Source organism: Kluyvera sp. Awk 3 (genome assembly GCF_028069715.1).
Classification (GTDB): Bacteria; Pseudomonadota; Gammaproteobacteria; order Enterobacterales; family Enterobacteriaceae; genus Kluyvera; species Kluyvera georgiana_A.
Genome location: NZ_JANEWH010000013.1, coordinates 14,477 through 38,995, shown reverse-complemented (window position 1 = coordinate 38,995; position 24,519 = coordinate 14,477). Strand labels below are relative to the sequence as shown.

The following is a 24,519-nucleotide window of genomic DNA, read 5'->3' as shown; positions in this document are numbered from 1 at the left end:
AAAGGTTTGATGAGCAAGAACAACGTAAAAAGGTAGAATGAATGTCATTTTGTTATTCATTGTTTTTATATATCTCAGGGGAAAGTGACTGATGCGATTCTCAAGGAGTGGGTTACTGGCGTTGCTGCTGCCTGCCTCGGCGCTGGCGCAGGAAGCGACGATTAAGGAAGTACATGATGTGCCGGCGGTGCGTGGCAGTATTATTGCCAACCTGCTGCAGGAGCATGACAATCCGTTCACGCTCTACCCTTATGAAAGCAACTATCTGCTGTATACCTGGACCAGCGACCTCAATAAAGAGGCGATTCGCTCCTACGACTGGGCTGAGAACGCGCGTAAGGACGAGGTGAAGTTTCAGCTGAGCCTGGCTTTCCCGCTGTGGCGCGGCATCCTGGGAGATAACTCGGTGCTGGCGGCGTCCTACACGCAGCGCTCCTGGTGGCAGCTTTCTAACAGCGGCGAATCTGCACCGTTCCGCGAAACCAACTACGAGCCGCAGATGTTCCTCGGCTTTGCCACCGACTATCGCTTTGCCGGCTGGACGCTGCGAGACGTAGAGTTCGGTTTTAACCATGACTCGAATGGCCGCTCTGACCCGACCTCGCGCAGCTGGAATCGCCTGTATACGCGGCTGATGGCGCAAAACGGCAACTGGCTGGTGGAAGTCAAACCCTGGTATGTGATCGGCGAAACCGACGATAATCCGGATATCACCAAATATATGGGATACTACCGGCTGAAAATTGGTTATCAGTTAGGCGATGCGGTGCTGAGCGCGCAAGGCCAGTACAACTGGAACACCGGCTACGGCGGCGCGGAACTGGGCGTCAGCTACCCCATCAGTAAACATGTGCGCGTCTATACTCAGGTCTACAGCGGCTACGGTGAATCGCTTATTGATTACAACTTCAACCAAACCCGCGTTGGGGTGGGTGTGATGCTTAACGACCTGTTTTAACAGGGTATCCGACGGTTTGTTGCGAGCATGACCGAAGGATTTCGTCTAAAACATTGCAGTTTGGCACGCAGGCGCTGAAAATAGCGCCTGTTTTTATTTTCAGGTAAATGGGGTCAACGTGGCACAGGCGGAAGTTATCAATCAGGAATCGCTGGCTAAACAGGTTTTGCAGGAGACCTTTGGCTATCAGCAATTCCGCCCGGGCCAGGAGACCATCATCGATACCGTGCTCAGCGGACGCGACTGCCTGGTCGTGATGCCGACTGGCGGCGGAAAATCCCTTTGTTATCAGATTCCTGCGCTGGTAATGGACGGCCTGACGGTGGTGGTTTCACCGCTGATCTCGCTGATGAAAGACCAGGTCGATCAGCTGCTGGCAAACGGCGTGGCGGCGGCGTGCATTAACTCCACGCAGACCCGTGAACAGCAGCAAGAGGTGATGGCCGGCTGCCGCACCGGGCAGATTCGCCTGCTCTATATCGCCCCCGAACGCCTGATGCTGGATAATTTCCTTGAGCATCTGGCGCACTGGAACCCGGTGATGCTGGCGGTCGATGAAGCGCACTGTATTTCGCAGTGGGGACACGACTTCCGTCCGGAATACGCCGCCCTGGGACACCTGCGCCAGCGCTTCCCGGCGCTGCCATTTATGGCGCTGACTGCCACCGCCGACGACACCACCCGCAGCGATATCGTGCGTCTGCTGGGGCTTAACGATCCCCTGATTCAAATCAGTAGCTTTGACCGGCCTAACATTCGCTACATGCTGATGGAGAAGTTTAAGCCGCTCGACCAGCTGATGCGCTATGTGCAGGAGCAGCGCGGTAAATCCGGCATTATCTACTGTAATAGCCGCTCGAAGGTGGAGGACACCGCCGCGCGTCTGCAAAGCCGGGGAATTAGCGCCGGAGCCTATCATGCCGGGCTGGAAAATGACGTGCGCGCTGACGTGCAGGAGAAATTCCAGCGCGATGACCTGCAAATCGTGGTCGCGACCGTCGCGTTTGGTATGGGCATCAACAAGCCTAACGTGCGCTTTGTGGTGCACTTTGATATTCCTCGCAACATCGAATCCTACTATCAGGAGACTGGCCGCGCCGGGCGTGATGGCCTGCCTGCGGAGGCGATGCTGTTTTACGATCCGGCGGATATGGCATGGCTGCGCCGCTGTCTGGAAGAAAAGCCAGAAGGCATGCTGCAGGATATCGAGCGGCATAAGCTTAATGCGATGGGGGCTTTTGCCGAAGCGCAAACCTGCCGTCGCCTGGTGCTGCTGAATTACTTCGGCGAAGGGCGTCAGGAGCCGTGCGGCAACTGCGATATCTGCCTCGACCCGCCAAAGCAGTACGACGGCGTGCAGGATGCGCAGATTGCGCTGTCGACCATTGGCCGGGTGAACCAGCGCTTTGGCATGGGCTACGTGGTGGAGGTGATTCGCGGCGCGAACAGTCAGCGTATCCGCGAGTTCGGCCACGATAAGCTGAAGGTCTACGGGATGGGGCGTGATAAAAGCCATGAGCATTGGGTTAGCGTCATTCGCCAGCTGATCCACTTAGGCTTTGTCACGCAAAATATCGCCCAACACTCAGCTCTCCAGCTCACGGATGCCGCGCGCCCGGTGCTGCGCGGTGAAGCGCCGCTGCAGCTTGCCGTGCCGCGTATTGTGGCGCTGAAGCCGCGCGTGATGCAGAAAGCGGCGGTCGGCAACTATGACAAGCAGCTGTTCGCCAAGCTGCGCAAGCTGCGTAAAGCCATTGCCGATGAAGAAAATATCCCACCGTACGTTGTCTTTAACGATGCGACCTTGATTGAAATGGCCGAGCAGATGCCGGTTTCGCCGAGCGATATGCTCAGCGTCAACGGCGTGGGAACGCGTAAGCTTGAGCGTTTTGGCCGCGAGTTCCTGGCGCTGATTCGCGCTCACGTTGATGGTGACGATGAAGAGTAGTCAGTTGACGGAAAAAGTGTCAGGATAGTCACTCACTGTACTATTTTCCGCGAATTTATCGTCCCGTTGGGTAGGTCTATCATGATAACGCTATTTCTTACCGTGGCGCTGGTGCACATCATTGCGTTGATGAGCCCGGGTCCAGACTTCTTTTTTGTCTCGCAGACTGCTGTCAGCCGCTCGCGTAAAGAGGCGATGATGGGCGTGCTGGGGATTACCTGCGGCGTTATGGTCTGGGCGGGCGTGGCGCTGCTTGGCCTGCATTTAATTATCGAGAAGATGGCGTGGCTGCATACCATTATCATGGTCGGGGGCGGCCTGTATCTGTGCTGGATGGGCTACCAGATGCTGCGCGGGGCGTTGAAGAAAGAGAAAGCATCGACGGAATCCGAACCGCAGGTTGAACTGGCGCAGGGTGGACGCAGCTTTATGAAGGGGCTGCTGACCAACCTGGCGAATCCGAAAGCGATTATCTACTTTGGCTCGGTGTTCTCACTGTTCGTCGGCGACAGCGTCGGTGCCGGGGCTCGCTGGGGCATTTTCCTGTTAATTATCCTGGAAACGCTGGCGTGGTTCACCGTGGTTGCCAGCCTGTTTGCGCTGCCGGCGATGCGTCGCGGCTATCAGCGCGCGGCGAAGTGGATTGACGGCGTGGCAGGGACATTGTTTGCCGGGTTTGGCATTCATTTGATTATTTCGCGCTAACCATGTTGGCCCACTCGACGACGTGTTTCCGGGTGGGCTGCGTTATTTCAGCGCTTGAGCTGCTGTAGCTCATCCACTGAAAGGCCGGTAATTTCCATGATCATGCTATTGTCTAGACCTTTAGCTAGCATTGCTTTTGCAACATCCTGCATGGCGGCAAATTTACCTTCCTGAATACCTTCCTTTCGCCCAATCATCTTCAACTCTTCTGCCATGGTCATGAATTTATCTCCATGCTCCGGCACGCGCTGTGCCAGCCCATACAATAGTTTCTGAACGTTTCGAGCTTGTCCCGCCCGCACCATGTAGTTTACCAGGACGATTATTTGTTGTCCGCTTAACAGTCCTGATACGAACAAACTGGCGAGTTTGTCCTCCAACTGCGCCATGTCCCGGAGACGGATATGCTTTTGGACTAGCGTAAGCGCGGCCATACTGCGATGTTGCATAATTTCTTCGTCAGGAATGGTAGTGATATCGACGAGTGGAAAAGCATGGCTGTAAAGCTGGCGCGCCGCATTCGGATCGTGAAATTCATCCAGCCAGTTCAGCGTCCAGGGATAGGGGCTGCGCTTGCCGTGATAGAACAGAATAGGGATGACCAACGGTAGTTTCTTATGACCTGCATTGAGATGCTGCTGCATCGCCGCTACGGCGTAGCGTAGCAAGCGAAAAGCCATATGTTTGTCCGGCGAGCTCTGGTGCTCGATAAGAACATGGATATAGCCGCGCCCGGTTGTGGTTTGCAGGGAATAGATAATATCGTTGAAGTAAGGACGCAGGTCGTCTTCAATAAAACTCCCTGACTCTAAGCGCAGCGTCTCCAGTTTGCATAGTTTTATCAGCGCTGGCGGTAGGTGAATTTCGATAAAATCCCGCGCGGTTTCCACGCGGGAAAGAAACGTTTTGAAGACCGCACCATGCGGTGAGGCAGCTTCCGCCATCGTTCGTCATCCTTGAATGAGAAGGTCTGGCGGCATTCTGGCACTGACGCGTCCGCGCCAATAGCGGAGATCTAAAACCGTTTTCGGCTATGCGTGCGGCCTCGTGCCAATTTGTCGGCTGGCAACGTTGATGACAAAAAACTGCGAGCGGCTTTCACGCATGTCTTGCCGAAGCCAGCAGCGCGCCAACCAGCATAAACAGCGAACCGAACACCTTATTCAGCGCCTTCATTTGTTTCGGCCCTTTAATCCATGCCGAAATGCGCTGCGCCAGCGTGGCGTAGCCGATCATCACAATGATGTCGACCACGATGGTGGTGACCCCAAGGACGAGGTACTGCATCACCTGCGGCTGGTGCGGCACGATAAACTGGGGGAACAGCGCAGCCAGGAACACAATGCTCTTTGGGTTGGTCAGGTTAACGAACACCGCGCGCTGGAACAGCTTGCCGCGCGATTGCGTTTTGGCCAGCGTTTTCAGGTCAATAGAGCCTGCCGCGCGCCACTGCTGGATACCCAGCCAGATAAGATATGCCGCGCCCGCCCATTTCAGTACTTCAAAGGCCAGCACCGAGCGGGAGAACAGGGTGCCCAGACCGATACCTACCAACACGATATGGATAGCCAACCCGGCCTGCAACCCGGCAATTGATGCCGCTGCGCCGCGGTAGCCGTGATTGATGGAGGTGGTCATCGTATTGATCGCCCCTGAGCCCGGTGAGAGGCTAAGAATTATGGATGTTAGCAGGTAGGCGAACCACCATTCGAAGGTCATGAGAAACTCCCTGATTGTCTGTTTTTATGCCACAATACGCTATTGTCCAGACGTTGTGTGAGACGTCACGAAAAAACAATTTTCAGCGGTTAACAGGGGTGGAAGCCCGATGTTTCAACAGCAAAAGGATTGGAATACAAGAGAAAACGCGTTTGCTGCGTTTACCACCGGCCCGTTGATGGATTTCTGGCGTGGACGGGAAGAGGCGGAGTTTGTCGGCGTCGATCGCGTTCCGGTACGATTCGTACGTTTCAGCTTGCCCGCGCACGACCGGGTTATCGTGGTTTGCCCGGGGCGAATTGAAAGCTACGTGAAGTATGCTGAACTGGCATACGATCTTTTCCACAGCGGTTTTGATGTCCTGATTATCGACCACCGCGGCCAGGGGCGTTCCGGGCGTATGTTGTCCGACACCCATCGTGGCCACGTGGCGAAATTCAGCGACTACGTCGACGATCTTGCCGCCTTCTGGCAGCAAGAGGTTATGCAGGGGCGTTGGCGTCAGCGGTTTATTCTCGCCCATTCCATGGGAGGGGCGATTGCGACGCAGTTTTTACAGCGCAATCCGCAGGGCTGTGATGCCCTCGCGCTTTGTGCGCCGATGTTCGGTATTATCATGCGTCTGCCAGAATGGGTTGTGCGGCCGCTTCTCGATTGGGCTGAGGGCCATCAGCGTCTTCGTGAAGGGTATGCAATGGGAACAGGCCGATGGCACGCGCTGCCGTTTAGCCTTAACGTATTGACCCATAGCCGCGAACGTTATCGTCGCAACGTGCGTTTTTACGCCGATGAACCCCGGCTGCGCGTGGGCGGGCCGACGTACCACTGGGTCAGAGAAGGCATTCTGGCAGGAGAACAGATCCTTGCCGACGCTGCAAACGACGCGTTTCCTGTGCTGCTGATTCAGGCAGAAGAAGAACGCGTGGTGGATAACCGCATGCACGATCGTTACTGCGCCCTTCGCGCGGAGGCGGGCCACCCTTGTGAGGGCGGTAAACCGCTGGTCATCGAAGGCGCCTATCATGAGATCCTTTTTGAAAAGGACGCTATGCGCTCAGTAGCACTCAATGCCATCGTCGATTTTTTTGGTCGACACCCTTAATTCGGCGCCAGCGCCGCACTTTTTAGAGGTTAAATTCGAATATGTACCAGGTAGTCGCATCTGATTTAGATGGCACCTTACTCTCTCCTGACCACCACTTAACGCCGTACGCTAAAGAGACCTTGAAGCTACTGACCGAGCGTGGCCTGAACTTCGTGTTCGCCACTGGCCGTCACTACATTGACGTCGGCCAGATTCGCGATAATCTGGGGATCAAATCCTACATGATTACCTCCAACGGCGCGCGCGTGCACGATGCCGACGGCAAGCAGGTCTTCGCTCACAACCTCGATCGCGATATCGCGGCCGATCTCTTCGGCATCGTCAATGCCAACCCGGATATCGTGACTAATGTCTATCGTGATGACGAATGGTTTATGAACCGCCATCGTCCGGAAGAGATGCGTTTCTTCAAAGAAGCGGTATTCAACTACACCCTGTATGAACCGGGTCTTCTGGAACCGGAAGGTGTGAGCAAGGTGTTCTTCACCTGCAACGACCACGAAACGCTGCTGCCGCTGGAGCAGGCGATCAACGCCCGTTGGGGAGACCGCGTGAACGTGAGCTTCTCGACGCTGACCTGTCTGGAAGTGATGGCGGGAGGCGTGTCGAAAGGTCACGCGCTGGAAGCGGTGGCGAAGGCGATGGGCTATACGCTGAAAGACTGTATCGCCTTTGGCGATGGCATGAATGATGCCGAAATGCTGTCGATGGCGGGTAAAGGCTGCATCATGGCGGGCGCGCACCAGCGTCTGAAGGATCTGCATCCGGACCTCGAAGTGATCGGGTCAAACGCCGATGATGCGGTACCGCACTACCTGCGCGATATGTACCTGCGATAAAAATTGACGACTGGCTATTTAGTGGTCAGTTGTCAACCTCCAACTCCGCTACAATGCATGTTCATTTTCCAATCGGACATTCATTGTGGCGCTCCTGATTATTACTACGATTCTGTGGGCCTTTTCGTTCAGCTTTTACGGCGAATACCTTGCCGGGCATGTGGACAGCTATTTTGCGGTGCTGGTGCGCGTGGGCCTGGCAGCGCTGGTGTTCCTGCCGTTCCTGCGTACGCGCGGACACAGCCTGAAAACCGTCGGGCTATATATGCTGGTGGGGGCGATGCAGCTGGGCATCATGTACATGCTGAGCTTCCATGCCTATCTCTATCTGACGGTCTCCGAGCTGCTGCTGTTTACCGTGCTGACGCCGCTCTATATCACGCTGATTTATGACCTGATGAGTGGGCGCCGTCTGCGCTGGAGCTACGCTTTTAGCGCACTGCTGGCGGTGATCGGCGCGGGCATTATTCGTTACGACCACATCACCAGCCACTTCTGGACCGGTCTGATTCTCGTGCAGTTATCGAACATCGTCTTTGCCATCGGTATGGTGGGCTATAAACGCCTGATGGAGACCCGACCGATGCCGCAGCATAACGCCTTTGCCTGGTTTTATCTCGGGGCGTTTCTGGTCGCGGCGGTGGCCTGGATGCTGCTCGGCAACGCGCAGAAAATGCCGCAAACCCTGCCGCAGTGGGGAATTCTGGTATTCCTGGGCGTCGTTGCGTCGGGGATTGGTTACTTTATGTGGAACTACGGCGCCACGCAGGTGGATGCGGGCACCTTAGGGATTATGAACAATATGCATGTGCCTGCGGGGCTGCTGGTTAACCTGGCAATCTGGCACCAACAGCCTCACTGGCCGAGCTTCCTCACAGGTGCGGCTGTGATCCTGGCCTCGCTGTGGGTGCATCGGCACTGGGTCGCTCCGCGTTCTTCACAAACGGCAGATGATCGCAAGCGTGGTTCCGTGCTGAACGAATAAACGCATCCATCACCGGCTGACGCTGCTCGCCATCGCGCACGGCGGCGTACAGTCGGCTCCATAGACCTTCGCCCAGGGTTTTGGTCACCACCAGACCCTGGCGCTCAAAACTCTCCACCACCCAGTGCGGCAGGGCGGCAATGCCCATCCGCGCGGCCACCATCTGAATCAGCAGTAACGTGTTATCCACGCTTTTCAGCTGTGGGCTAATACCTGCTGGCTGGAGGAAATGACGCCAGATATCCAGACGCTGACGCTGTACCGGATAAATCAACAGCGTTTCTGCCGCCAAATCTTCTGGCGTAATGCGTGCTTTGGCCGCTAATGGGTGATCCGGCGCCAGAATCAGGCGCACTTCATAATCAAACATCGGCGAATAGTGCAGACCGCTGCGCGGCAGAATATCGGAGGTCAGCACGATATCCAGTTCGCTTTGTTGTAGCGCCGGCTGTGGGTCGAAGGTGACGCCGGACTTAAAATCCATCTCCACCTGTGGCCACTGCTTATGGAAGTTTTCCAGCGCGGGCGTCAGCCATTGAATACAGCTATGGCACTCAATGGCGATGCGCAGCGTTGCCTGCTGCGGTTCGTTACAGGCCTGAAGCGCCTGGGTAATTTGTGGCAACACCTGATTGGCCAGTTGCAGCAGAATCTCGCCCTGCGGCGTAAACCGTAGTGGCTGGCTCTTGCGGACAAAAAGTCGAAAGCCGAGGCGCTGCTCCAGATCGCTGAACTGGTGGGAGAGGGCGGATTGCGTCTGATGCAACGTCGCCGCTGCTGCTGCGAGCGACCCGCAGCTCCGCAACGCCTGGAGCGTTTTCAGATGTTTAATTTCAATCATGAAAGTCCTTCACTTCGGCATGAACAATTTGCGCTTGAGGATTATACAGTACATTCACATTATGGATGTGTAAACATCTGGACGGCTAAAACACAAAAAATCCATGAGAGGCATATGATGACTATCCTGAACCACACCCTCGGTTTTCCTCGCGTTGGCCTGCGTCGCGAGCTAAAAAAAGCGCAAGAAAGCTACTGGGCGGGTAACGCCTCCCGTGAAGAACTGCTGGCTGTAGGCCGCGAGCTGCGTGCCCGCCACTGGGATCAGCAGAAGCAGGCGGGCGTTGACTTGCTGCCGGTGGGCGATTTCGCCTGGTATGATCACGTGCTGACCACCAGCCTGTTGCTCGGCAACGTTCCGCTTCGTCATCAGAATCAAGATGGCTCTGTCGATATCGACACCTTATTCCGCATTGGCCGTGGCCGCGCACCAACGGGGGAACCCGCGGCGGCGGCAGAAATGACCAAATGGTTTAACACCAACTATCACTACATGGTGCCGGAGTTCACCAAAGGTCAGCAGTTCAAACTGACCTGGACCCAACTGCTGGATGAAGTGGACGAAGCGCTGGCGCTCGGTCACAAGGTCAAGCCTGTGCTGCTGGGGCCGGTCACTTATCTGTGGCTGGGGAAAGTGAAGGGTGAACCGTTTGACCGCCTGAGTCTGTTGAACGATATTCTGCCGGTTTACCAGCAGGTGCTGGCTGAGTTGGCGAAACGCGGTATTGAGTGGGTGCAGATTGATGAACCTGCGCTGGTACTGGAGCTGCCGCAAGCGTGGCTGGATGCTTTTAAACCGGCTTATGACGCCCTGCAAGGCCAGGTGAAGCTGCTACTGACCACCTACTTCGAAGGTGTAACGCCAAACCTGGATACCATTACCGCGCTGCCGGTGCAGGGGCTGCACGTTGACTTCGTGCACGGCAAAGATGATGTCGCCGAGCTGCATAAACGTCTGCCTGCCGACTGGCTGCTGTCAGCGGGTCTGGTGAACGGTCGCAACGTCTGGCGTGCCGATCTCAGCGAAAAATATGCGCAAATTAAAGATATCGTCGGCAAACGTGACCTGTGGGTGGCTTCCTCCTGCTCTCTGCTGCACAGCCCAATCGATCTCAGCGTGGAAACCCGCCTTGATGCAGAAGTGAAGAGCTGGTTTGCCTTCGCGCTGCAAAAATGTGGCGAGCTGGCGCTGCTGCGCGATGCGTTGAACAGCGGCGATACGGCGGCAATTGTGGAATGGAGCGCACCGATCCAGGCGCGTCGTCACTCTACCCGCGTACACAACGCCGCAGTGGAAAAACGTCTGGCGGCGATCACCGCCCAGGACAGCCAGCGCGCCAACGCTTACCCGGTTCGTGCCGAGGCACAGCGTGCCCGTTTTAATCTGCCGGCATGGCCGACCACGACTATCGGCTCATTTCCGCAAACTACCGAAATTCGCGGCCTGCGTCTGGACTTCAAAAAAGGCAATCTTGATGCTGCCCACTATCGCACCGGTATTGCGGAGCATATCAAACAAGCGATCGTTGAACAGGAACGTCTGGGGCTCGATGTGCTGGTGCACGGTGAAGCCGAGCGTAACGACATGGTGGAATATTTTGGTGAACACCTGGACGGTTTCGTCTTTACCCAAAACGGTTGGGTACAGAGCTACGGCTCTCGCTGCGTGAAGCCGCCGGTGGTGATTGGCGACGTCAGCCGCCCGGAAGCAATTACTGTTGAGTGGGCGAAGTACGCGCAGTCACTGACCGACAAACCGGTAAAAGGCATGCTGACTGGTCCGGTGACCATTCTCTGCTGGTCCTTCCCGCGCGAAGACGTGACGCGTGAAACCATCGCGAAGCAGATTGCGCTGGCGCTGCGTGATGAAGTGGCGGATCTGGAAGCTGCGGGCATCGGTATTATTCAGATTGACGAACCGGCGCTGCGCGAAGGTCTACCGCTGCGTCGCAGCGACTGGGCCGCGTATCTGGCGTGGGGCGTGGAAGCCTTCCGCATTAACGCGGCGGTGGCGAAGGACGAAACCCAGATCCACACCCACATGTGTTACTGCGAGTTCAATGACATCATGGATTCCATTGCCGCGCTGGACGCGGATGTGATCACCATTGAGACCTCACGCTCCGACATGGAACTGCTGGAATCGTTTGAAGAGTTCGACTATCCGAACGAAATCGGGCCGGGCGTCTACGACATACACTCGCCGAATGTCCCGAGCGTGGAGTGGATTGAAGCCCTGCTGAAGAAAGCCGAGCAGCGTATTCCCGCTGAGCGTCTGTGGGTGAATCCGGATTGCGGTCTGAAAACTCGCGGCTGGCCGGAAACGCGGGCGGCGCTGGCTAACATGGTCAAAGCGGCGCAGAATCTGCGTCAGGCGTAAGTCACGGCGGGCAGGCGTTATGCCTGCCCGTCCATCAACCGGCAGGTCGCTTAGCTCATGTCAGCGCCATTGCTGGCAATCACTCTCTGATACCACCAGAAAGAGTCTTTGCGCAGACGCTGGAGAGATCCGTTGCCTTCGTCGTCCTGATCAACATAGATAAAACCGTAACGTTTTGACATCTGCGACGTGCCAGCGCTGATGATATCGATGCAGCCCCAGGTGGTGAATCCCATCACCTCCACCCCTTCATGAATGGCGGCCAACGTTTGCTCAAAGTGGGCGCGGAAATAGTCGATGCGGTAATCATCGTGAATTTTACCGTCCACCACCACGTCTTTCGCGCCCAGGCCATTTTCAACGATAAATAGCGGCTTCTGGTAGCGGTCATACAGCTCAAGCAGCGAAATTTTCAGGCCAAGGGGGTCAATCTGCCAGCCCCATTCCGAGGCGGGCAGGTAGGGATTTTTCACGCCCAGCACGGTGTTGCCGGGAATACGTTCAGCATCGGGCTGCGTTGATTCGGTCATCGACATGTAGTAGCTAAAAGAGACGAAATCGACGGTATGCTGTTTTAAAATGTGGCGATCTTCATCATGCATGACAATCTCAATGCCGCGACGTTCAAGATCGCGCAGGATCAGCGGCGGATATTCGCCAAACACCTGTACGTCGGCATAGAAGTAATTTTCGAGATTCTTCTTCAGCGTCGACTCGACATCCTCCGGGCGGCAGCTGTGCGGATAGGTGGTGAGCTTGGTCAGCATGCAGCCGACCTTGCTACCGGGGATAATTGCATGGCAGTCGCGGGTGACCAGCGCGGACGCGACAAACTGGTGATGTAGTGCCTGGTAGATATCTTGTTTTGCCTTGCCCGGCGCGCTTTTCTCTTCGCGGATCCCGGCGGTGGTAAACGGGTGGCGATGAATACTGTCGATTTCGTTAAACGTCAGCCAGTAGCGCACCAGATCTTTATAGCGCTCGAAGCACACCTTGCTGAAGCGTACGAAGGCATCCACGACGTTTCGGTGCACCCAACCGTTATACTCTTCACTGAGCGCCAGCGGCATTTCATAGTGCGAAAGCGTAACCAGCGGCTCGATGTGATGGCGGCGCAGCTCACGGAACAGGTCTTCATAAAATTGCAGCCCCGCCTCGTTCGGCTCGGCGTCTTCGCCGGTGGGGAAGATGCGCGACCAAGCGATGGAGACGCGCAGAACCTTAAAGCCCATTTCGGCGAACAGCGCGATATCCTCTTTATAGTGATGATAAAAATCAATGCCGCGACGTTTCGGATACAACGCATCGTTTCGGCCCAGCAGCGCATCCTGTACGTTTTCATCCGTCAGAGCAGCGTGGCCGGCATAGTCCTTCAGCGACAGGTTGGGTTTCCAGGAGATGGCATCGGCGACCGATGGCCCTTTACCCGCCACGTTCCATGCCCCTTCGGCCTGATTTGCGGCGATCGCGCCGCCCCATAAAAACCCCTGCGGAAACGAGAGAGATTTTGCCATTACACGAACTCCTTAAGCGTCATAATAATCTGCGGGTTGGAATGTTTTTCGTCGTGGCCGTTCTGCGACAGTGTGAAGCGTTCGCTGTTGGTTACCACCATCACAAACATGTGGGTCACCGTCCCGCTCGCAGGCCCCTGTGGAGGAGATGATTTTGCGAGAGAAAACATCGTCGTTAACTTTTTCAGGGGAATAATTTGCCCTTCAACGGGGCGAATAAACGTGAGCGGAGCCGCTTTTTTGGCAGTCTTGCCGCGCCGCCCACCAGGGCGATGATATCCAGTGCCGTCTGTAAAGGGGTGATGTCGGGTCCCTGCCAGCAGAGCAAAAAAGACCTGAAGCCGAACGTCTCTTGAAAGAGAAGATCGACTTCAGGTCTTGCCTGTGGAGCATCGTGATACGCCTGTGCTTACCACGCTGAACGGCGAGCGGCTTAACCCTTTTTACCGTTGTACTGCGCGAACCACGCTAGCATGCGCTGCCAGCCATCTTTGGCTGACTCTTCATGATAGCTGGGACGGTAATCGGCGTTAAATGCGTGCCCGGCCTCGGGATAAACCACGATTTCCGCTTTCGCGTTCGCTGCACGTAGCGCATGGCGCATGGTTTCCACGGTATCAAGTGGAATGCCGGTATCTTCGCCGCCGTACAGACCGAGCACCGGGGCGCTGAGATCAACCGCCACGTCGACCGGGTGTTTCGGGCTGTTCAGCGATTTATCGCCCACCAGTCGGCCATACCAGGCGACAGCGGCCTTAAGCTGCGGGTTATGCGCGGCGTACAGCCACGCAATGCGCCCGCCCCAGCAGAAGCCGGTAATTGCCAGTCGGTTGGCGTCGCCGCCGTTGCGGGCCGCCCAACTGGCGACATGATCGAGGTCAGCCAGCACCTGCGCGTCGGGCACTTTGCTGACCAGACCGCTGAACAGCGACGGAATGTCGTCATAATCGTTCGGATCGCCCTGGCGGAAATAGAGCTCCGGCGCAACGGCCAGATACCCCTCCAGAGCCAGACGTCGGCAGATATCACGGATGTGTTCGTGGACGCCAAAAATCTCCTGCACTACGATGATTACCGGAAGCGGCGCATCGCTGTGTTTTGGTCGAGCGTGGTAGGCGGGCAGCAGATCGCCTTGTGACGGAATGGAGGTTTCTCCCGCCGTAATCGCTTCTTCGGGCGTATGAACGATGGTCGAGGCATGAGGTGAAGCCGCCGGGGCAAATCCAGGTTGTTTGTTGGTTGTCATGGCATTCTCCGTACCCTTTAAATGAACGCATAGCCGAATTACAGTGCCTTAATGCGGCGCATTTTTGTTCAGCAGGAATTAACAATAACTTGTTAATGTGATGTGAATCACTAATTGCGTGGAATTTAATGTAATATTTTTAATTCTTAGTGATGGTAATCACGAAAAAGAGTTGTGGTCTTCTATAAAGTACATTTTTGCTTCTTCTGACAAAACTGAACCACAGAGGAGTTCTTTATGTCCAAGTCTGATGTTTTTCATCTCGGTCTCACTAAAAATGACTTACAAGGGGCCACGTTAGCGATTGTCCCTGGTGACCCGGAGCGTGTGGAAAAGATCGCCGCGCTGATGGAAAAGCCGGTCAAACTGGCATCTCATCGTGAATTTACCTCCTGGCGTGCCGAACTCGACGGCAAGCCGGTGATCGTGTGCTCTACCGGTATCGGTGGCCCATCAACGTCTATCGCCGTGGAAGAGCTGGCGCAACTGGGTATCCGTACCTTCCTGCGCGTGGGCACCACCGGGGCGATTCAGCCGAACATCAACGTCGGTGACGTGCTGGTGACGACCGCTTCCGTCCGTCTGGACGGCGCGAGCCTGCACTTTGCGCCGATGGAATACCCGGCCGTTGCTGATTTCGCTTGTACCACCGCGCTGGTTGAAGCGGCGAAATCTGTGGGTGCAACCACCCACGTGGGCGTAACCGCCTCTTCCGACACCTTCTACCCGGGGCAGGAACGTTACGACACCTTCTCTGGCCGCGTGGTGAAAGCCTTCAAAGGCTCCATGGAAGAGTGGCAGTCTATGGGTGTAATGAACTACGAAATGGAATCGGCCACGCTGCTGACCATGTGTTCCAGTCAGGGTCTGCGTGCGGGGATGGTTGCCGGCGTTATCGTTAACCGTACCCAGCAGGAAATTCCAAACGCAGAGACCATGAAGCAGACCGAAAGCCACGCGGTGAAAATCGTGGTGGAAGCGGCGCGCCGCCTGCTGTAATTTCCCCTCCCTTTGCGAAAGGCCGACTTGTTCGGCCTTTTTCTTTTTGCGTAGACGCTCGCAGGAAACTGCTTTAAAACTGGACGTTTATACAGCACAATCCTATTTTTTGCAGATAACCGGTTTATGCAGGGGGCATTGTGGATATTGCCGTGGTGATTTATGCGCTGGTGGCGCTGGCGGGGATCGCGATTGGCTGGCTGGCGGCGAGCTATCGCGTGGCGCAGCAGCGCGCGGAGCAGTTAGCGGAAGAGCGTGATGTGTACGGTGAGCTGAGCGCGGCGAAACAGCAGATTGCCCAGAATGCCCACTGGCGCGAAGAGTGTGAGTTGCTCAATAACGAGCTGCGTAACCTGCGGGAAATCAACTCGTCGCTGGAGGTCGATCTCCGGGAAGTGACCACGCTGCTGGAAACCACTCGCCAGCACGGCGATGAAAAATATCGGCTGATGCTCAACAGCGAGCAGCGCCTGAGCGAACAGTTTGAAAACCTCGCCAACCGCATCTTTGAACAGAGCAACCGCCGCGTTGATGAACAGAACCGGCAGAGTCTGCACGGCCTGCTTACGCCCCTGCGCGAGCAGCTCGACGGTTTTCGCCGCCAGGTGCAGGAGAGCTTTGGCCAGGAGGCGCGTGAACGCCACACCCTGGCGCACGAAATTCGTAACCTCCAGCAGTTAAACGCTCAGATGGCGCAGGAAGCGGTCAACCTGACCCGAGCGCTGAAGGGTGACAACAAAACCCAGGGCAACTGGGGCGAAGTGGTGCTGACCCGCGTGCTGGAGGCTTCCGGCCTGCGGGAAGGGCACGAATACGAAACCCAGGTGAGCATCAATACCGATGCCAATTCGCGCATGCAGCCTGATGTGATCGTCCGTCTGCCGCATCGCAAAGACGTGGTGGTCGACGCCAAAATGACGCTGGTGGCCTACGAGCGCTACTTTAACGCTGATGATGACTATACCCGCGAAGTCGCGTTGCAGGAACACATTGCCGCGGTGCGTAACCATATTCGCCTGCTGGGGCGCAAAGACTACCAGCAGTTGCCGGGCCTGCGTTCGCTGGACTACGTGCTGATGTTTATCCCCGTCGAGCCGGCGTTCCTGCTGGCGCTGGACAGGCAGCCAGAGCTGATCAGCGAAGCGCTGAAAAATAACATTATGCTGGTGAGCCCCACCACGCTGCTGGTGGCGCTGCGTACCATTGCTAACCTGTGGCGCTATGAACATCAAAGCCGCAATGCGCAACATATTGCTGAACGTGCCAGCCGCTTATATGACAAAATGCGCCTTTTCGTGGACGACATGTCGGCCATCGGCCAGAGCCTCGATAAAGCCCAGGATAACTACCGTCAGGCGATGAAAAAACTGACCAGCGGGCGCGGCAACCTGCTGACGCAGGCTGAAGCCTTCCGCCACCTTGGCGTAGAGGTGAAGCGCGAGATTAATCCGGATTTGGTTGAGCAAGCGACGGCGCAAGACGATGATTTTCGTCTGCGTGACGACACCGACATGAATGATGACAATCCGTTAGCGGCAGAACGCCGTTAATCCGGCGTCGGAACGGATTTCGTAACGGGGTGGAATCGTAGGGCAATTGCGCCCAATCTGTTACACTCCATGAACATTTTCTTGATAAGCAGGCATAGAGATGGTTGAGGATTCACAAGAAACGACGCACTTTGGCTTTCAGACAATCGCCAAATCACAGAAAGAAGACATGGTGGCGCATGTATTCCATTCTGTCGCCGCAAAATACGATGTAATGAACGATCTGATGTCATTCGGGATTCATCGTCTATGGAAGCGTTTTACCATTGATTGCAGCGGCGTGCGCCGTGGACAGACGGTTCTTGATCTGGCGGGCGGCACCGGCGACCTGACGGCGAAATTCTCGCGCATGGTGGGTGAAACCGGCCGTGTGGTGCTGGCGGACATCAACGACTCCATGCTGAAAATGGGGCGTGAGAAGCTGCGCAATATCGGCGTGGTCGGCAACGTGGAATATGTGCAGGCCAACGCGGAAGCGCTGCCGTTCCCGGATAACACCTTTGACCTGATCACCATCTCTTTCGGTCTGCGTAACGTCACCGACAAAGACAAAGCGCTGCGTTCCATGTACCGCGTGCTGAAGCCGGGCGGACGCCTGCTGGTGCTCGAATTCTCCAAGCCGGTTTTCGACCCGCTGAGCAAAGCCTACGACGCCTATTCGTTCCACATTCTGCCGCGTATTGGCGAAGCGGTGGCTAATGATGCCGACAGCTATCGCTATCTGGCGGAATCTATCCGTATGCATCCGGATCAGGACACGCTGAAAGAGATGATGCAGAACGCCGGGCTGGAAAACGTTGATTACTACAACCTGACGGCAGGGATTGTCGCGCTGCACCGTGGCTATAAATTCTGATAAGTGGGGGGCCGCTATGCCTTTAAAACCCTTAATGACCGGCAGTATTGAAACCGCCATAAACGCGCTGCTCTGGCGTGAAAAAGCGTTAAAGCCTGCCCGTCAGCGTCTTATCGGGAAAGTATTACGCGTTGAACTGAAAGAGTTTTCTTCGCCGCTGGTGCTGGTCTTCAGTGAACGTCAGGTTGACGTACTGGGCGCGTGGGAAGGTGAGGCTGATTGCACCGTCATCACCCGGGTTAGCGTGTTGCCGCAGTTGCGCAATCGCCAGCAGCTCACCGCGCTTATCCGCAATAACGATCTGGAAGTGCAGGGCGACCTCCAGGTGGTACAAAACCTGGTGTCGTTGGCCGATCTCGCCGAGTTTGACCCGGCAGAACTGCTGGCGCCGTATACAGGCGATATTGCCGCCGAAGGCGTCAGTAAACTGCTGCGCGGCGGGGCGAAGTTCTTACAGCATGGTCTGGCACGTCAGCAGCGCTATGTGGCTGAAACCCTGACGGAAGAGTGGCGTCTGGCACCGGGCGCGCTGGAAGTCGCCTGGTTTGCGGAAGAGACGGCGGCGGTGGAGCGTGAGCTTGCGGCGCTGACCAAACGGTTGGAAAAACTGGAGGGGAAATGACGCCAGGAGAATTACGGCGCCTGTATTTTATCATCCGCACCTTTTTGAGTTACGGGCTTGATGAGCTCATTCCCAAAATGCGTATCACGCTGCCGCTGCGTATGGGGCGTCGGCTGCTGTTCTGGATGCCAAATCGCCACAAGGATAAGCCGCTGGGCGAACGTCTGCGGCTGGCGTTACAGGAGCTTGGCCCGGTATGGATTAAGTTCGGGCAAATGCTGTCTACCCGTCGCGACCTTTTCCCCCCGCAGATTGCCGACCAATTAATCCTGCTGCAGGATCGCGTTGCGCCGTTTGACGGCAAGCTGGCGAAGCAGCAGATTGAAAAATCGATGGGCGATATTCCCGTCGAGAGCTGGTTCGACGATTTTGACATTGAACCGCTAGCTTCAGCCTCTATTGCCCAGGTGCATACCGCACGTCTGAAAGAGAACGGCAAAGAGGTGGTTATCAAGGTGATCCGTCCGGATATCCTGCCGATCATCAAAGCCGATATGAAGCTGATTTACCGCCTGGCGCGCTGGGTTCCCCGCCTGCTGCCGGACGGTCGTCGTTTGCGCCCGGTAGAAGTGGTGCGCGACTATGAAAAAACGCTGATCGACGAGCTGAACCTGCTGCGCGAAGCGGCGAACGCCATCCAGCTGCGGCGTAATTTTGAAAATAGCCCGATGCTGTACGTGCCAGAGGTGTATTCCGACTACTGTCGCGTCGATATGCTGGTGATGGAGCGCATCTACGGCATTCCGGTGTCCGACATCGAAACGCTTGAGAAGCAGAATACCAACATGAAACTGCTGGCCGAGCGCGGCGTGCAGGTGTTCTTTACCCAGGTGTTCCGCGACAGCTTCTTCCACGCCGATATGCACCCTGGCAACATCTTTGTTAGCTATGAGCATCCGGAAGATCCCCAGTATATTGGCATCGACTGCGGTATCGTCGGTTCGCTAAATAAAGAAGACAAGCGCTATCTGGCGGAAAACTTTATCGCCTTCTTCAACCGCGACTACCGCAAGGTGGCCGAACTGCACGTCGATTCCGGCTGGGTACCGCCGGACACCAACGTCGAAGAGTTTGAATTCGCGATTCGTACCGTTTGCGAACCGATTTTCGAAAAGCCGCTGGCGGAGATCTCCTTTGGTCACGTGCTGCTGAACCTGTTTAACACCGCCCGGCGCTTCAACATGGAAGTGCAGCCACAACTCGTGTTACTGCAAAAGACATTACTTTACGTAGAAGGGGTAGGACGTCAGCTCTATCCTCAGTTAGATTTATGGAAGACGGCAAAACCGTTCCTCGAATCGTGGATTAAGGATCAGGTCGGTATTCCGGCGTTGTTCCGCGCGCTGAAGGAAAAAGCGCCGTTCTGGATTGAAAAAATGCCGGAATTGCCTGAGTTAGTCTACGACAGCCTGCGTCAGAGCAAACAGGTACAGGCTAGCCTTGAGAAGCTTTCTCAGGAGATGGCAACGCACCGTACCCGTCAGGGGCAATCGCGTTATCTCTTTGGTATAGGTGCGGTTTTACTCCTCAGCGGTACCGTATTACTGGTTCAACGCCCTGAATGGGGGCTGGCACCCGCGTGGCTTATGGCCGCAGGGCTGGTGGTATGGCTCGTGGGATGGCGGAAGACGCGCTGAATTATGCGTCGCTAACAGGGCGCCGCATAACGTATAATGCGCGCTGATTAATTCATCATCTATCAGAGGAACATGTATGGGTGGTATTAGTATTTGGCAGTTGCTGATTATCGTCGTTATCGTAGTTCTGCTTTTCGGGACTAAAAAGCTGAGCTCGCTGGGTTCCGATTTAGGCTCGTCCATCAAAGGCTTCAAGAAGGCCATGAGTGATGAAGACGACACCAAACCTAAAGCGGACCAGGATGCAGATTTCACTGCAAAATCAATTGCTGATAAGCAGGAAAGTGCAAAGAAAGACGAAGCGAAACGCCACGACAACGAGCAGGTGTAATTCGTGTTTGATATTGGTTTCAGTGAACTGCTGCTGGTGTTCGTTATTGGCCTCATTGTATTGGGGCCAAAACGTCTGCCGGTAGCGGTGAAAACGGTGGTGGGCTGGATTCGGGCGCTGCGTTCGCTGGCGACTACCGTACAAAATGAGCTGACGCAGGAGCTTAAACTCCAGGAGTTTCAGGACAGCCTGAAGAAAGTGGAGAAAGCAAGTCTGGATAGCCTGACGCCTGAACTTAAGGCTTCCATGGATGAACTGCGTGAAGCGGCTGAGTCGATGAAACGGTCCTATTCGATGCATGATCCTGAAAAGGCGAGCGACGAGGCCAATACCATCCATAACCCGGTGGCGAAGGATAAAGCCGTTGAGCCATCGCAGGCGGCTGAACCGCAGGCGACGCACGCTGAAGAGCCGGTGGCTAAGCCTGCCGAAGTACCGGAGTCCGAGGTGGTGAAACCGGCAGAGAAAGAGAAAGTCTCTGCTGCCGCTGCTCCTGAATCCTCCCCCGCATCGAGTGATAAATCGTAAACATGAGCGTAGAAGATACTCAACCGCTGATCGCTCATTTGATTGAGCTGCGCAAGCGCCTGCTCAACTGCATCATCGCGGTTCTCGTCATTTTCCTGGCGTTGGTTTACTTCGCCAACGATATCTATCAGCTGGTCTCCGCGCCGCTGATTAAACAGATGCCGGTTGGCGCGACGATGATCGCCACCGACGTGGCATCGCCGTTTTTCACGCCGATCAAGCTGACCTTTATGGTTTCGCTGATCCTCTCCGCGCCGGTTATTCTGTACCAGGTATGGGCGTTTGTTGCCCCTGCGCTGTATAAGCATGAACGTCGTCTGGTGGTGCCGTTGCTGGTGTCCAGCACCCTGCTGTTTTATATCGGCATGGCGTTTGCCTACTTTGTGGTGTTCCCGCTGGCCTTTGGCTTCCTGACGCATACCGCGCCGGAAGGGGTGCTGGTCTCAACGGATATCAAGAGCTATCTCGATTTTGTCATGTCGCTGTTTATTGCTTTCGGCGTGTCGTTTGAGGTGCCCGTTGCTATCGTTCTGTTGTGCTGGGTCGGCGTGACCACGCCGGACGATCTGCGCAAGAAGCGCCCTTACGTGCTGGTTGGCGCGTTTGTGGTCGGCATGCTGCTGACGCCGCCGGACGTGTTCTCGCAGACGCTGCTGGCTATCCCGATGTACTGTCTGTTTGAAGTGGGGGTCTTCTTCTCTCGTTTCTACGCGGGCAAGCGACTCACGCGTGACGAAGACGCGGAAGCGGAACAAACTGAAGAATAACCAACCGCCCGTAAGGGCGGTTGTCATATGGGGGCAAGGATGTTTGATATCGGTGTTAACTTGACCAGTTCACAGTTCGCGCGCGATCGTGATGAGGTGGTCGCGCGAGCACGGGCCGCGGGCGTGCACGGCATGCTGCTGACCGGAACCAACCGCCATGAGAGCGAAGAAGCACAGCGGCTAGCGGAACGCTTTGAAGGCTGTTGGTCAACGGCAGGCGTTCATCCACATGACAGCAGCAGTTGGTCGCCGGAGGTAGCGGACGCCATCTATGCGCTGGTGAACAAGCCCGAAGTCGTGGCTGTGGGCGAGTGCGGCCTGGACTTCAACCGCAACTTCTCCACGCCAGCCGAGCAGGAAATCGCGTTTAGCGCTCAGTTGGCGATGGCCGCCGAGCTGGGTATGCCGGTATTTTTGCACTGCCGCGATGCTCACGAGCGTTTCCTCGCGCTGCTGGAGCCGTGGCTCGACCATTTGCCGGGTGCAGTGTTGCACTGCTTTACAGGCACGCGTGAAGAAGCGCAGCAGTGCCTGGACCGGGGCCTGATGATTGGCATCACCGGCTGGGTCTGCGATGAGCGTCGCGGTCAGGAACTGCGAGAACTGCTGCCGACGATCCCCGCGGATCGCCTGCTGCTGGAGACCGATGCGCCGTATCTGTTGCCGCGCGACATGACGCCGAAACCGGCATCGCGTCGTAACGAGCCGGCCTACGTACGGCATATTCTGTCACGCGTGGCCGAATGGCGTGGGGAAGACGCACAGTGGCTGGAAGCCGTTACGGACAGTAACGCCAAACGGCTATTGAAGATCGACTTTTAGTTCAGGCCTTGCGGAAATCGGTGTTTTTGACGCTCTGCTTAATTTGCTTGTTCAGCAGGTTAAGCAGCAGCATAGAGCGTGCTTCGCCGTCAGGCTCGGCAAAGATGGCCTTCAGCCCTTCGAACGCACCTTCGGTAATGACCACGCTGTCGCCCGGATAGGGTGTTTCCGGGTCGGTGATATCATCAGGTTGATAGATTGAGAGCTGATGGATGACCGAAGATGGCACGGTTGCCGGACTCATCCCAAAGCGGACAAAATGGCTGACGCCGCGGGTGGCGTTAATTGTGGTGGTGTGAATCACCTCCGGGTCAAATTCCACGAACAGATAGTTCGGGAACAGCGGCTCACTAACCGAGGTGCGCTTGCCGCGCACTATTTTTTCCAGGGTGATCATCGGCGTCAGGCAGTTTACCGCCTGTCTCTCAAGATGTTCCTGGGCGCGCTGAAGTTGCCCGCGTTTGCAGTACAGTAAATACCAGGCTTGCATAATGACTCTTTCCACTCGTTAGCGCGGAAGCATAGCAAAAGTGCGGGCAGATCGCGATGTTGATTATGACAGCTTTAATTCACGCTAATTTAACAAAAATACAGCATCGAAGGACCATTCGCCGTATACTAAGGCGCTTACCAGGAGGCCAAGAATTACCCCATGAAATACCATGACCTACGCGACTTTCTGACCATACTCGAACAGCAGGGTGAACTAAAACGTATTAGCCTCCCGGTTGATCCCCATCTGGAAATTACCGAAATTGCCGATCGCACCCTGCGTGCGGGTGGGCCAGCGCTGCTGTTTGAAAATCCTAAAGGTTATGACATGCCGGTGCTGTGCAACCTGTTCGGCACCCCCAAGCGCGTGGCGCTGGGTATGGGGCAGGAAGACGTCAGCGCGTTACGTGAAGTGGGTAAACTCTTAGCCTTCCTGAAGGAACCGGAGCCGCCAAAAGGTTTCCGCGACTTGTTCGACAAATTGCCGCAGTTCAAACAGGTGTTGAACATGCCGACTAAGCGCCTGCGCGGCGCGCCTTGCCAGCAGAAAGTTCTCTCCGGCGACGATGTCGATCTCTCGCGCATTCCGGTGATGACCTGTTGGCCGGAAGATGCGGCACCGCTCATTACCTGGGGTCTGACGGTGACCCGTGGTCCGCATAAAGAGCGGCAGAACCTGGGCATCTATCGTCAGCAGGTGATTGGCAAAAACAAATTAATTATGCGCTGGCTGTCGCATCGCGGCGGCGCGCTGGATTTCCAGGAGTGGTGCGCTGCACATCCGGGCGAACGTTTCCCGGTATCGGTCGCGCTGGGCGCAGACCCGGCAACCATTCTTGGCGCGGTGACGCCGGTACCGGACACGCTTTCTGAGTACGCGTTCGCGGGTTTGCTACGCGGGACGAAAACGGAAGTGGTGAAGTGTCTTTCCAACGATCTGGAAGTGCCAGCCAGCGCCGAGATTGTCCTCGAAGGCTACATTGAGCCTGGCGAAATGGCGCCGGAAGGCCCCTATGGCGATCACACCGGTTACTACAACGAAGTGGACAGCTTCCCGGTGTTTACCGTCACCCACATTACCCAGCGTGAAGACGCGATTTACCACTCCACCTATACCGGGCGTCCGCCGGATGAGCCGGCGGTGCTGGGCGTAGCGCTGAATGAAGTCTTCGTGCCTATTTTGCAAAAGCAGTTCCCGGAAATCGTTGATTTTTATCTGCCGCCGGAAGGGTGCTCATATCGCCTTGCCGTCGTGACGATGAAAAAACAGTATGCTGGGCACGCAAAACGCGTAATGATGGGCGTGTGGTCGTTTTTACGCCAGTTTATGTACACAAAATTCGTGATTGTCTGCGATGATGACGTCAACGCGCGTGACTGGAACGATGTGATATGGGCGATCACTACTCGTATGGACCCCGCGCGGGATACCGTGCTGGTAGAGAATACGCCGATTGATTATCTGGATTTCGCCTCGCCGGTTTCCGGCCTGGGGTCGAAAATGGGGCTGGACGCCACCAACAAATGGCCTGGGGAAACCCAGCGCGAATGGGGCCGTCCAATTAAGAAAGATCCCGCCGTTACGGCGCGTATTGATGAGATCTGGGACGAGCTGGCCATATTTTCCGACAATAAATGATAACCCACCCCGGAAGATTTCACGCCGTGGGCGTTGC

Annotated in this window: 23 protein-coding genes; 17 read left to right on the top strand and 6 right to left on the bottom strand. The window is 55.9% G+C overall.

Annotation, left to right across the window (positions count from 1 at the left end):
* The first annotated feature begins 91 nt into the window (after window positions 1–91).
* The 3 genes from pldA to rhtC all read left to right on the top strand — a co-directional run bounded on the left by pldA (window position 92) and on the right by rhtC (window position 3,611).
* A complete protein-coding gene (gene pldA, locus NNN71_RS04935) occupies window positions 92–958 on the top strand; it encodes a phospholipase A (RefSeq protein ID WP_163448177.1) in 867 nt (288 codons plus the stop codon).
* A 118-nt stretch (window positions 959–1,076) separates the two neighbouring features.
* Window positions 1,077–2,906 carry an ATP-dependent DNA helicase RecQ gene (gene recQ / locus NNN71_RS04930; protein ID WP_163448178.1) on the top strand — a complete coding sequence of 610 codons (1,830 nt, stop codon included), beginning with the start codon at window positions 1,077–1,079 and terminating at the stop codon, window positions 2,904–2,906.
* A gap of 81 nt (window positions 2,907–2,987) precedes the next feature.
* Window positions 2,988–3,611, top strand: a complete 624-nt coding sequence (rhtC, locus tag NNN71_RS04925) for a threonine export protein RhtC (protein ID WP_065357470.1) — start codon at window positions 2,988–2,990, stop codon at window positions 3,609–3,611.
* Between the two features lie 47 nt (window positions 3,612–3,658).
* Here rhtC and NNN71_RS04920 read toward each other — a convergent pair whose 3' ends face one another.
* The gene (locus NNN71_RS04920) at window positions 3,659–4,555 is read right to left on the bottom strand and encodes an Rpn family recombination-promoting nuclease/putative transposase (RefSeq protein WP_271458001.1); all 897 of its coding nucleotides are present in this window, start codon (window positions 4,553–4,555) and stop codon (window positions 3,659–3,661) included.
* 154 nt (window positions 4,556–4,709) lie between these two features.
* Complete coding sequence (gene rhtB, locus NNN71_RS04915; protein ID WP_064546461.1) at window positions 4,710–5,330, bottom strand: homoserine/homoserine lactone efflux protein; 621 nt, start codon at window positions 5,328–5,330, stop codon at window positions 4,710–4,712.
* 109 nt (window positions 5,331–5,439) lie between these two features.
* Here rhtB and pldB point away from each other — a divergent pair, with 109 nt between their 5' ends.
* The 3 genes from pldB (at window position 5,440) to NNN71_RS04900 (ending at window position 8,259) form a co-directional block, all read left to right on the top strand.
* On the top strand, window positions 5,440–6,432 hold the full coding sequence (pldB, locus tag NNN71_RS04910; protein ID WP_163448181.1) for a lysophospholipase L2: 993 nt from the start codon (window positions 5,440–5,442) through the stop codon (window positions 6,430–6,432).
* 41 nt (window positions 6,433–6,473) lie between these two features.
* Window positions 6,474–7,274 (top strand): sugar/pyridoxal phosphate phosphatase YigL, encoded by an 801-nt coding sequence (gene yigL, locus NNN71_RS04905; RefSeq protein ID WP_163448182.1) that lies wholly within the window; start codon window positions 6,474–6,476, stop codon window positions 7,272–7,274.
* Window positions 7,275–7,359: 85 nt separating this feature from the next.
* Window positions 7,360–8,259, top strand: coding sequence for a carboxylate/amino acid/amine transporter (locus tag NNN71_RS04900; protein WP_271458000.1), 900 nt, complete (start codon window positions 7,360–7,362; stop codon window positions 8,257–8,259).
* On the opposite strand, the gene metR is transcribed toward NNN71_RS04900, so the two are convergent.
* A complete protein-coding gene (metR, locus tag NNN71_RS04895; protein WP_163448184.1) occupies window positions 8,147–9,100 on the bottom strand; it encodes an HTH-type transcriptional regulator MetR in 954 nt (317 codons plus the stop codon). The genes NNN71_RS04900 and metR overlap by 113 nt on opposite strands.
* A gap of 117 nt (window positions 9,101–9,217) precedes the next feature.
* Between metR and metE the strand changes: the two genes are divergently transcribed.
* The gene (gene metE, locus NNN71_RS04890) at window positions 9,218–11,479 is read left to right on the top strand and encodes a 5-methyltetrahydropteroyltriglutamate--homocysteine S-methyltransferase (RefSeq protein ID WP_271458004.1); all 2,262 of its coding nucleotides are present in this window, start codon (window positions 9,218–9,220) and stop codon (window positions 11,477–11,479) included.
* A 50-nt stretch (window positions 11,480–11,529) separates the two neighbouring features.
* On the opposite strand, the gene NNN71_RS04885 is transcribed toward metE, so the two are convergent.
* Both NNN71_RS04885 and NNN71_RS04880 read right to left on the bottom strand, forming a co-directional pair.
* Entirely contained in the window at window positions 11,530–12,993 is a 1,464-nt protein-coding gene (locus tag NNN71_RS04885; protein ID WP_271457999.1) for a glycoside hydrolase family 1 protein, read from the bottom strand.
* A 433-nt stretch (window positions 12,994–13,426) separates the two neighbouring features.
* Window positions 13,427–14,239 (bottom strand): dienelactone hydrolase family protein, encoded by an 813-nt coding sequence (locus NNN71_RS04880; RefSeq protein WP_163448186.1) that lies wholly within the window; start codon window positions 14,237–14,239, stop codon window positions 13,427–13,429.
* A 237-nt stretch (window positions 14,240–14,476) separates the two neighbouring features.
* Between NNN71_RS04880 and udp the strand changes: the two genes are divergently transcribed.
* From udp to tatD, 9 genes are all read left to right on the top strand, one after another.
* Window positions 14,477–15,238 carry a uridine phosphorylase gene (gene udp, locus NNN71_RS04875; RefSeq protein WP_064546475.1) on the top strand — a complete coding sequence of 254 codons (762 nt, stop codon included), beginning with the start codon at window positions 14,477–14,479 and terminating at the stop codon, window positions 15,236–15,238.
* Between the two features lie 140 nt (window positions 15,239–15,378).
* On the top strand, window positions 15,379–16,788 hold the full coding sequence (gene rmuC, locus NNN71_RS04870) for a DNA recombination protein RmuC (RefSeq protein WP_271457998.1): 1,410 nt from the start codon (window positions 15,379–15,381) through the stop codon (window positions 16,786–16,788).
* Window positions 16,789–16,888: 100 nt separating this feature from the next.
* A complete protein-coding gene (gene ubiE, locus NNN71_RS04865; protein WP_064546477.1) occupies window positions 16,889–17,644 on the top strand; it encodes a bifunctional demethylmenaquinone methyltransferase/2-methoxy-6-polyprenyl-1,4-benzoquinol methylase UbiE in 756 nt (251 codons plus the stop codon).
* 16 nt (window positions 17,645–17,660) lie between these two features.
* Window positions 17,661–18,266, top strand: coding sequence for a ubiquinone biosynthesis protein UbiJ (gene ubiJ, locus NNN71_RS04860; protein ID WP_163448188.1), 606 nt, complete (start codon window positions 17,661–17,663; stop codon window positions 18,264–18,266).
* On the top strand, window positions 18,263–19,903 hold the full coding sequence (gene ubiB, locus NNN71_RS04855) for a ubiquinone biosynthesis regulatory protein kinase UbiB (protein ID WP_271457997.1): 1,641 nt from the start codon (window positions 18,263–18,265) through the stop codon (window positions 19,901–19,903). The genes ubiJ and ubiB overlap by 4 nt, the downstream gene beginning before the upstream one ends.
* A 76-nt stretch (window positions 19,904–19,979) precedes the next feature.
* A complete protein-coding gene (gene tatA / locus NNN71_RS04850) occupies window positions 19,980–20,234 on the top strand; it encodes a Sec-independent protein translocase subunit TatA (protein WP_064546483.1) in 255 nt (84 codons plus the stop codon).
* A gap of 3 nt (window positions 20,235–20,237) precedes the next feature.
* Entirely contained in the window at window positions 20,238–20,762 is a 525-nt protein-coding gene (gene tatB / locus NNN71_RS04845; RefSeq protein ID WP_167577151.1) for a Sec-independent protein translocase protein TatB, read from the top strand.
* Between the two features lie 2 nt (window positions 20,763–20,764).
* Window positions 20,765–21,529, top strand: coding sequence for a Sec-independent protein translocase subunit TatC (tatC, locus tag NNN71_RS04840; protein WP_064546487.1), 765 nt, complete (start codon window positions 20,765–20,767; stop codon window positions 21,527–21,529).
* 27 nt (window positions 21,530–21,556) lie between these two features.
* Window positions 21,557–22,351 carry a 3'-5' ssDNA/RNA exonuclease TatD gene (gene tatD / locus NNN71_RS04835; protein WP_271457996.1) on the top strand — a complete coding sequence of 265 codons (795 nt, stop codon included), beginning with the start codon at window positions 21,557–21,559 and terminating at the stop codon, window positions 22,349–22,351.
* Between the two features lies 1 nt (window position 22,352).
* On the opposite strand, the gene rfaH is transcribed toward tatD, so the two are convergent.
* On the bottom strand, window positions 22,353–22,841 hold the full coding sequence (gene rfaH, locus NNN71_RS04830) for a transcription/translation regulatory transformer protein RfaH (RefSeq protein ID WP_163448192.1): 489 nt from the start codon (window positions 22,839–22,841) through the stop codon (window positions 22,353–22,355).
* Window positions 22,842–23,003: 162 nt separating this feature from the next.
* On the opposite strand from rfaH, the gene ubiD reads away from it, so the two are divergent.
* A complete protein-coding gene (gene ubiD / locus NNN71_RS04825) occupies window positions 23,004–24,482 on the top strand; it encodes a 4-hydroxy-3-polyprenylbenzoate decarboxylase (RefSeq protein ID WP_065357458.1) in 1,479 nt (492 codons plus the stop codon).
* Window positions 24,483–24,519 lie beyond the last annotated feature (37 nt).

Bases quoted from the DNA above. Each gene is read 5' to 3' on its own strand.
- ubiD (WP_065357458.1), top strand. From the start codon at position 23,004: ATGAAATACCATGACCTACGCGACTTTCTGACCATACTCGAACAGCAG.
- ubiB (WP_271457997.1), top strand. From the start codon at position 18,263: ATGACGCCAGGAGAATTACGGCGCCTGTATTTTATCATCCGCACCTTT.
- rhtC (WP_065357470.1), top strand. From the start codon at position 2,988: ATGATAACGCTATTTCTTACCGTGGCGCTGGTGCACATCATTGCGTTG.
- yigL (WP_163448182.1), top strand. From the start codon at position 6,474: ATGTACCAGGTAGTCGCATCTGATTTAGATGGCACCTTACTCTCTCCT.
- ubiE (WP_064546477.1), top strand. From the start codon at position 16,889: ATGGTTGAGGATTCACAAGAAACGACGCACTTTGGCTTTCAGACAATC.
- tatC (WP_064546487.1), top strand. From the start codon at position 20,765: ATGAGCGTAGAAGATACTCAACCGCTGATCGCTCATTTGATTGAGCTG.
- tatA (WP_064546483.1), top strand. From the start codon at position 19,980: ATGGGTGGTATTAGTATTTGGCAGTTGCTGATTATCGTCGTTATCGTA.
- udp (WP_064546475.1), top strand. From the start codon at position 14,477: ATGTCCAAGTCTGATGTTTTTCATCTCGGTCTCACTAAAAATGACTTA.
- pldB (WP_163448181.1), top strand. From the start codon at position 5,440: ATGTTTCAACAGCAAAAGGATTGGAATACAAGAGAAAACGCGTTTGCT.
- NNN71_RS04880 (WP_163448186.1), bottom strand. From the start codon at position 14,239: ATGACAACCAACAAACAACCTGGATTTGCCCCGGCGGCTTCACCTCAT.
- metR (WP_163448184.1), bottom strand. From the start codon at position 9,100: ATGATTGAAATTAAACATCTGAAAACGCTCCAGGCGTTGCGGAGCTGC.
- ubiJ (WP_163448188.1), top strand. From the start codon at position 17,661: ATGCCTTTAAAACCCTTAATGACCGGCAGTATTGAAACCGCCATAAAC.
- rhtB (WP_064546461.1), bottom strand. From the start codon at position 5,330: ATGACCTTCGAATGGTGGTTCGCCTACCTGCTAACATCCATAATTCTT.
- rfaH (WP_163448192.1), bottom strand. From the start codon at position 22,841: ATGCAAGCCTGGTATTTACTGTACTGCAAACGCGGGCAACTTCAGCGC.
- NNN71_RS04885 (WP_271457999.1), bottom strand. From the start codon at position 12,993: ATGGCAAAATCTCTCTCGTTTCCGCAGGGGTTTTTATGGGGCGGCGCG.
- pldA (WP_163448177.1), top strand. From the start codon at position 92: ATGCGATTCTCAAGGAGTGGGTTACTGGCGTTGCTGCTGCCTGCCTCG.
- NNN71_RS04920 (WP_271458001.1), bottom strand. From the start codon at position 4,555: ATGGCGGAAGCTGCCTCACCGCATGGTGCGGTCTTCAAAACGTTTCTT.
- tatD (WP_271457996.1), top strand. From the start codon at position 21,557: ATGGGGGCAAGGATGTTTGATATCGGTGTTAACTTGACCAGTTCACAG.
- metE (WP_271458004.1), top strand. From the start codon at position 9,218: ATGACTATCCTGAACCACACCCTCGGTTTTCCTCGCGTTGGCCTGCGT.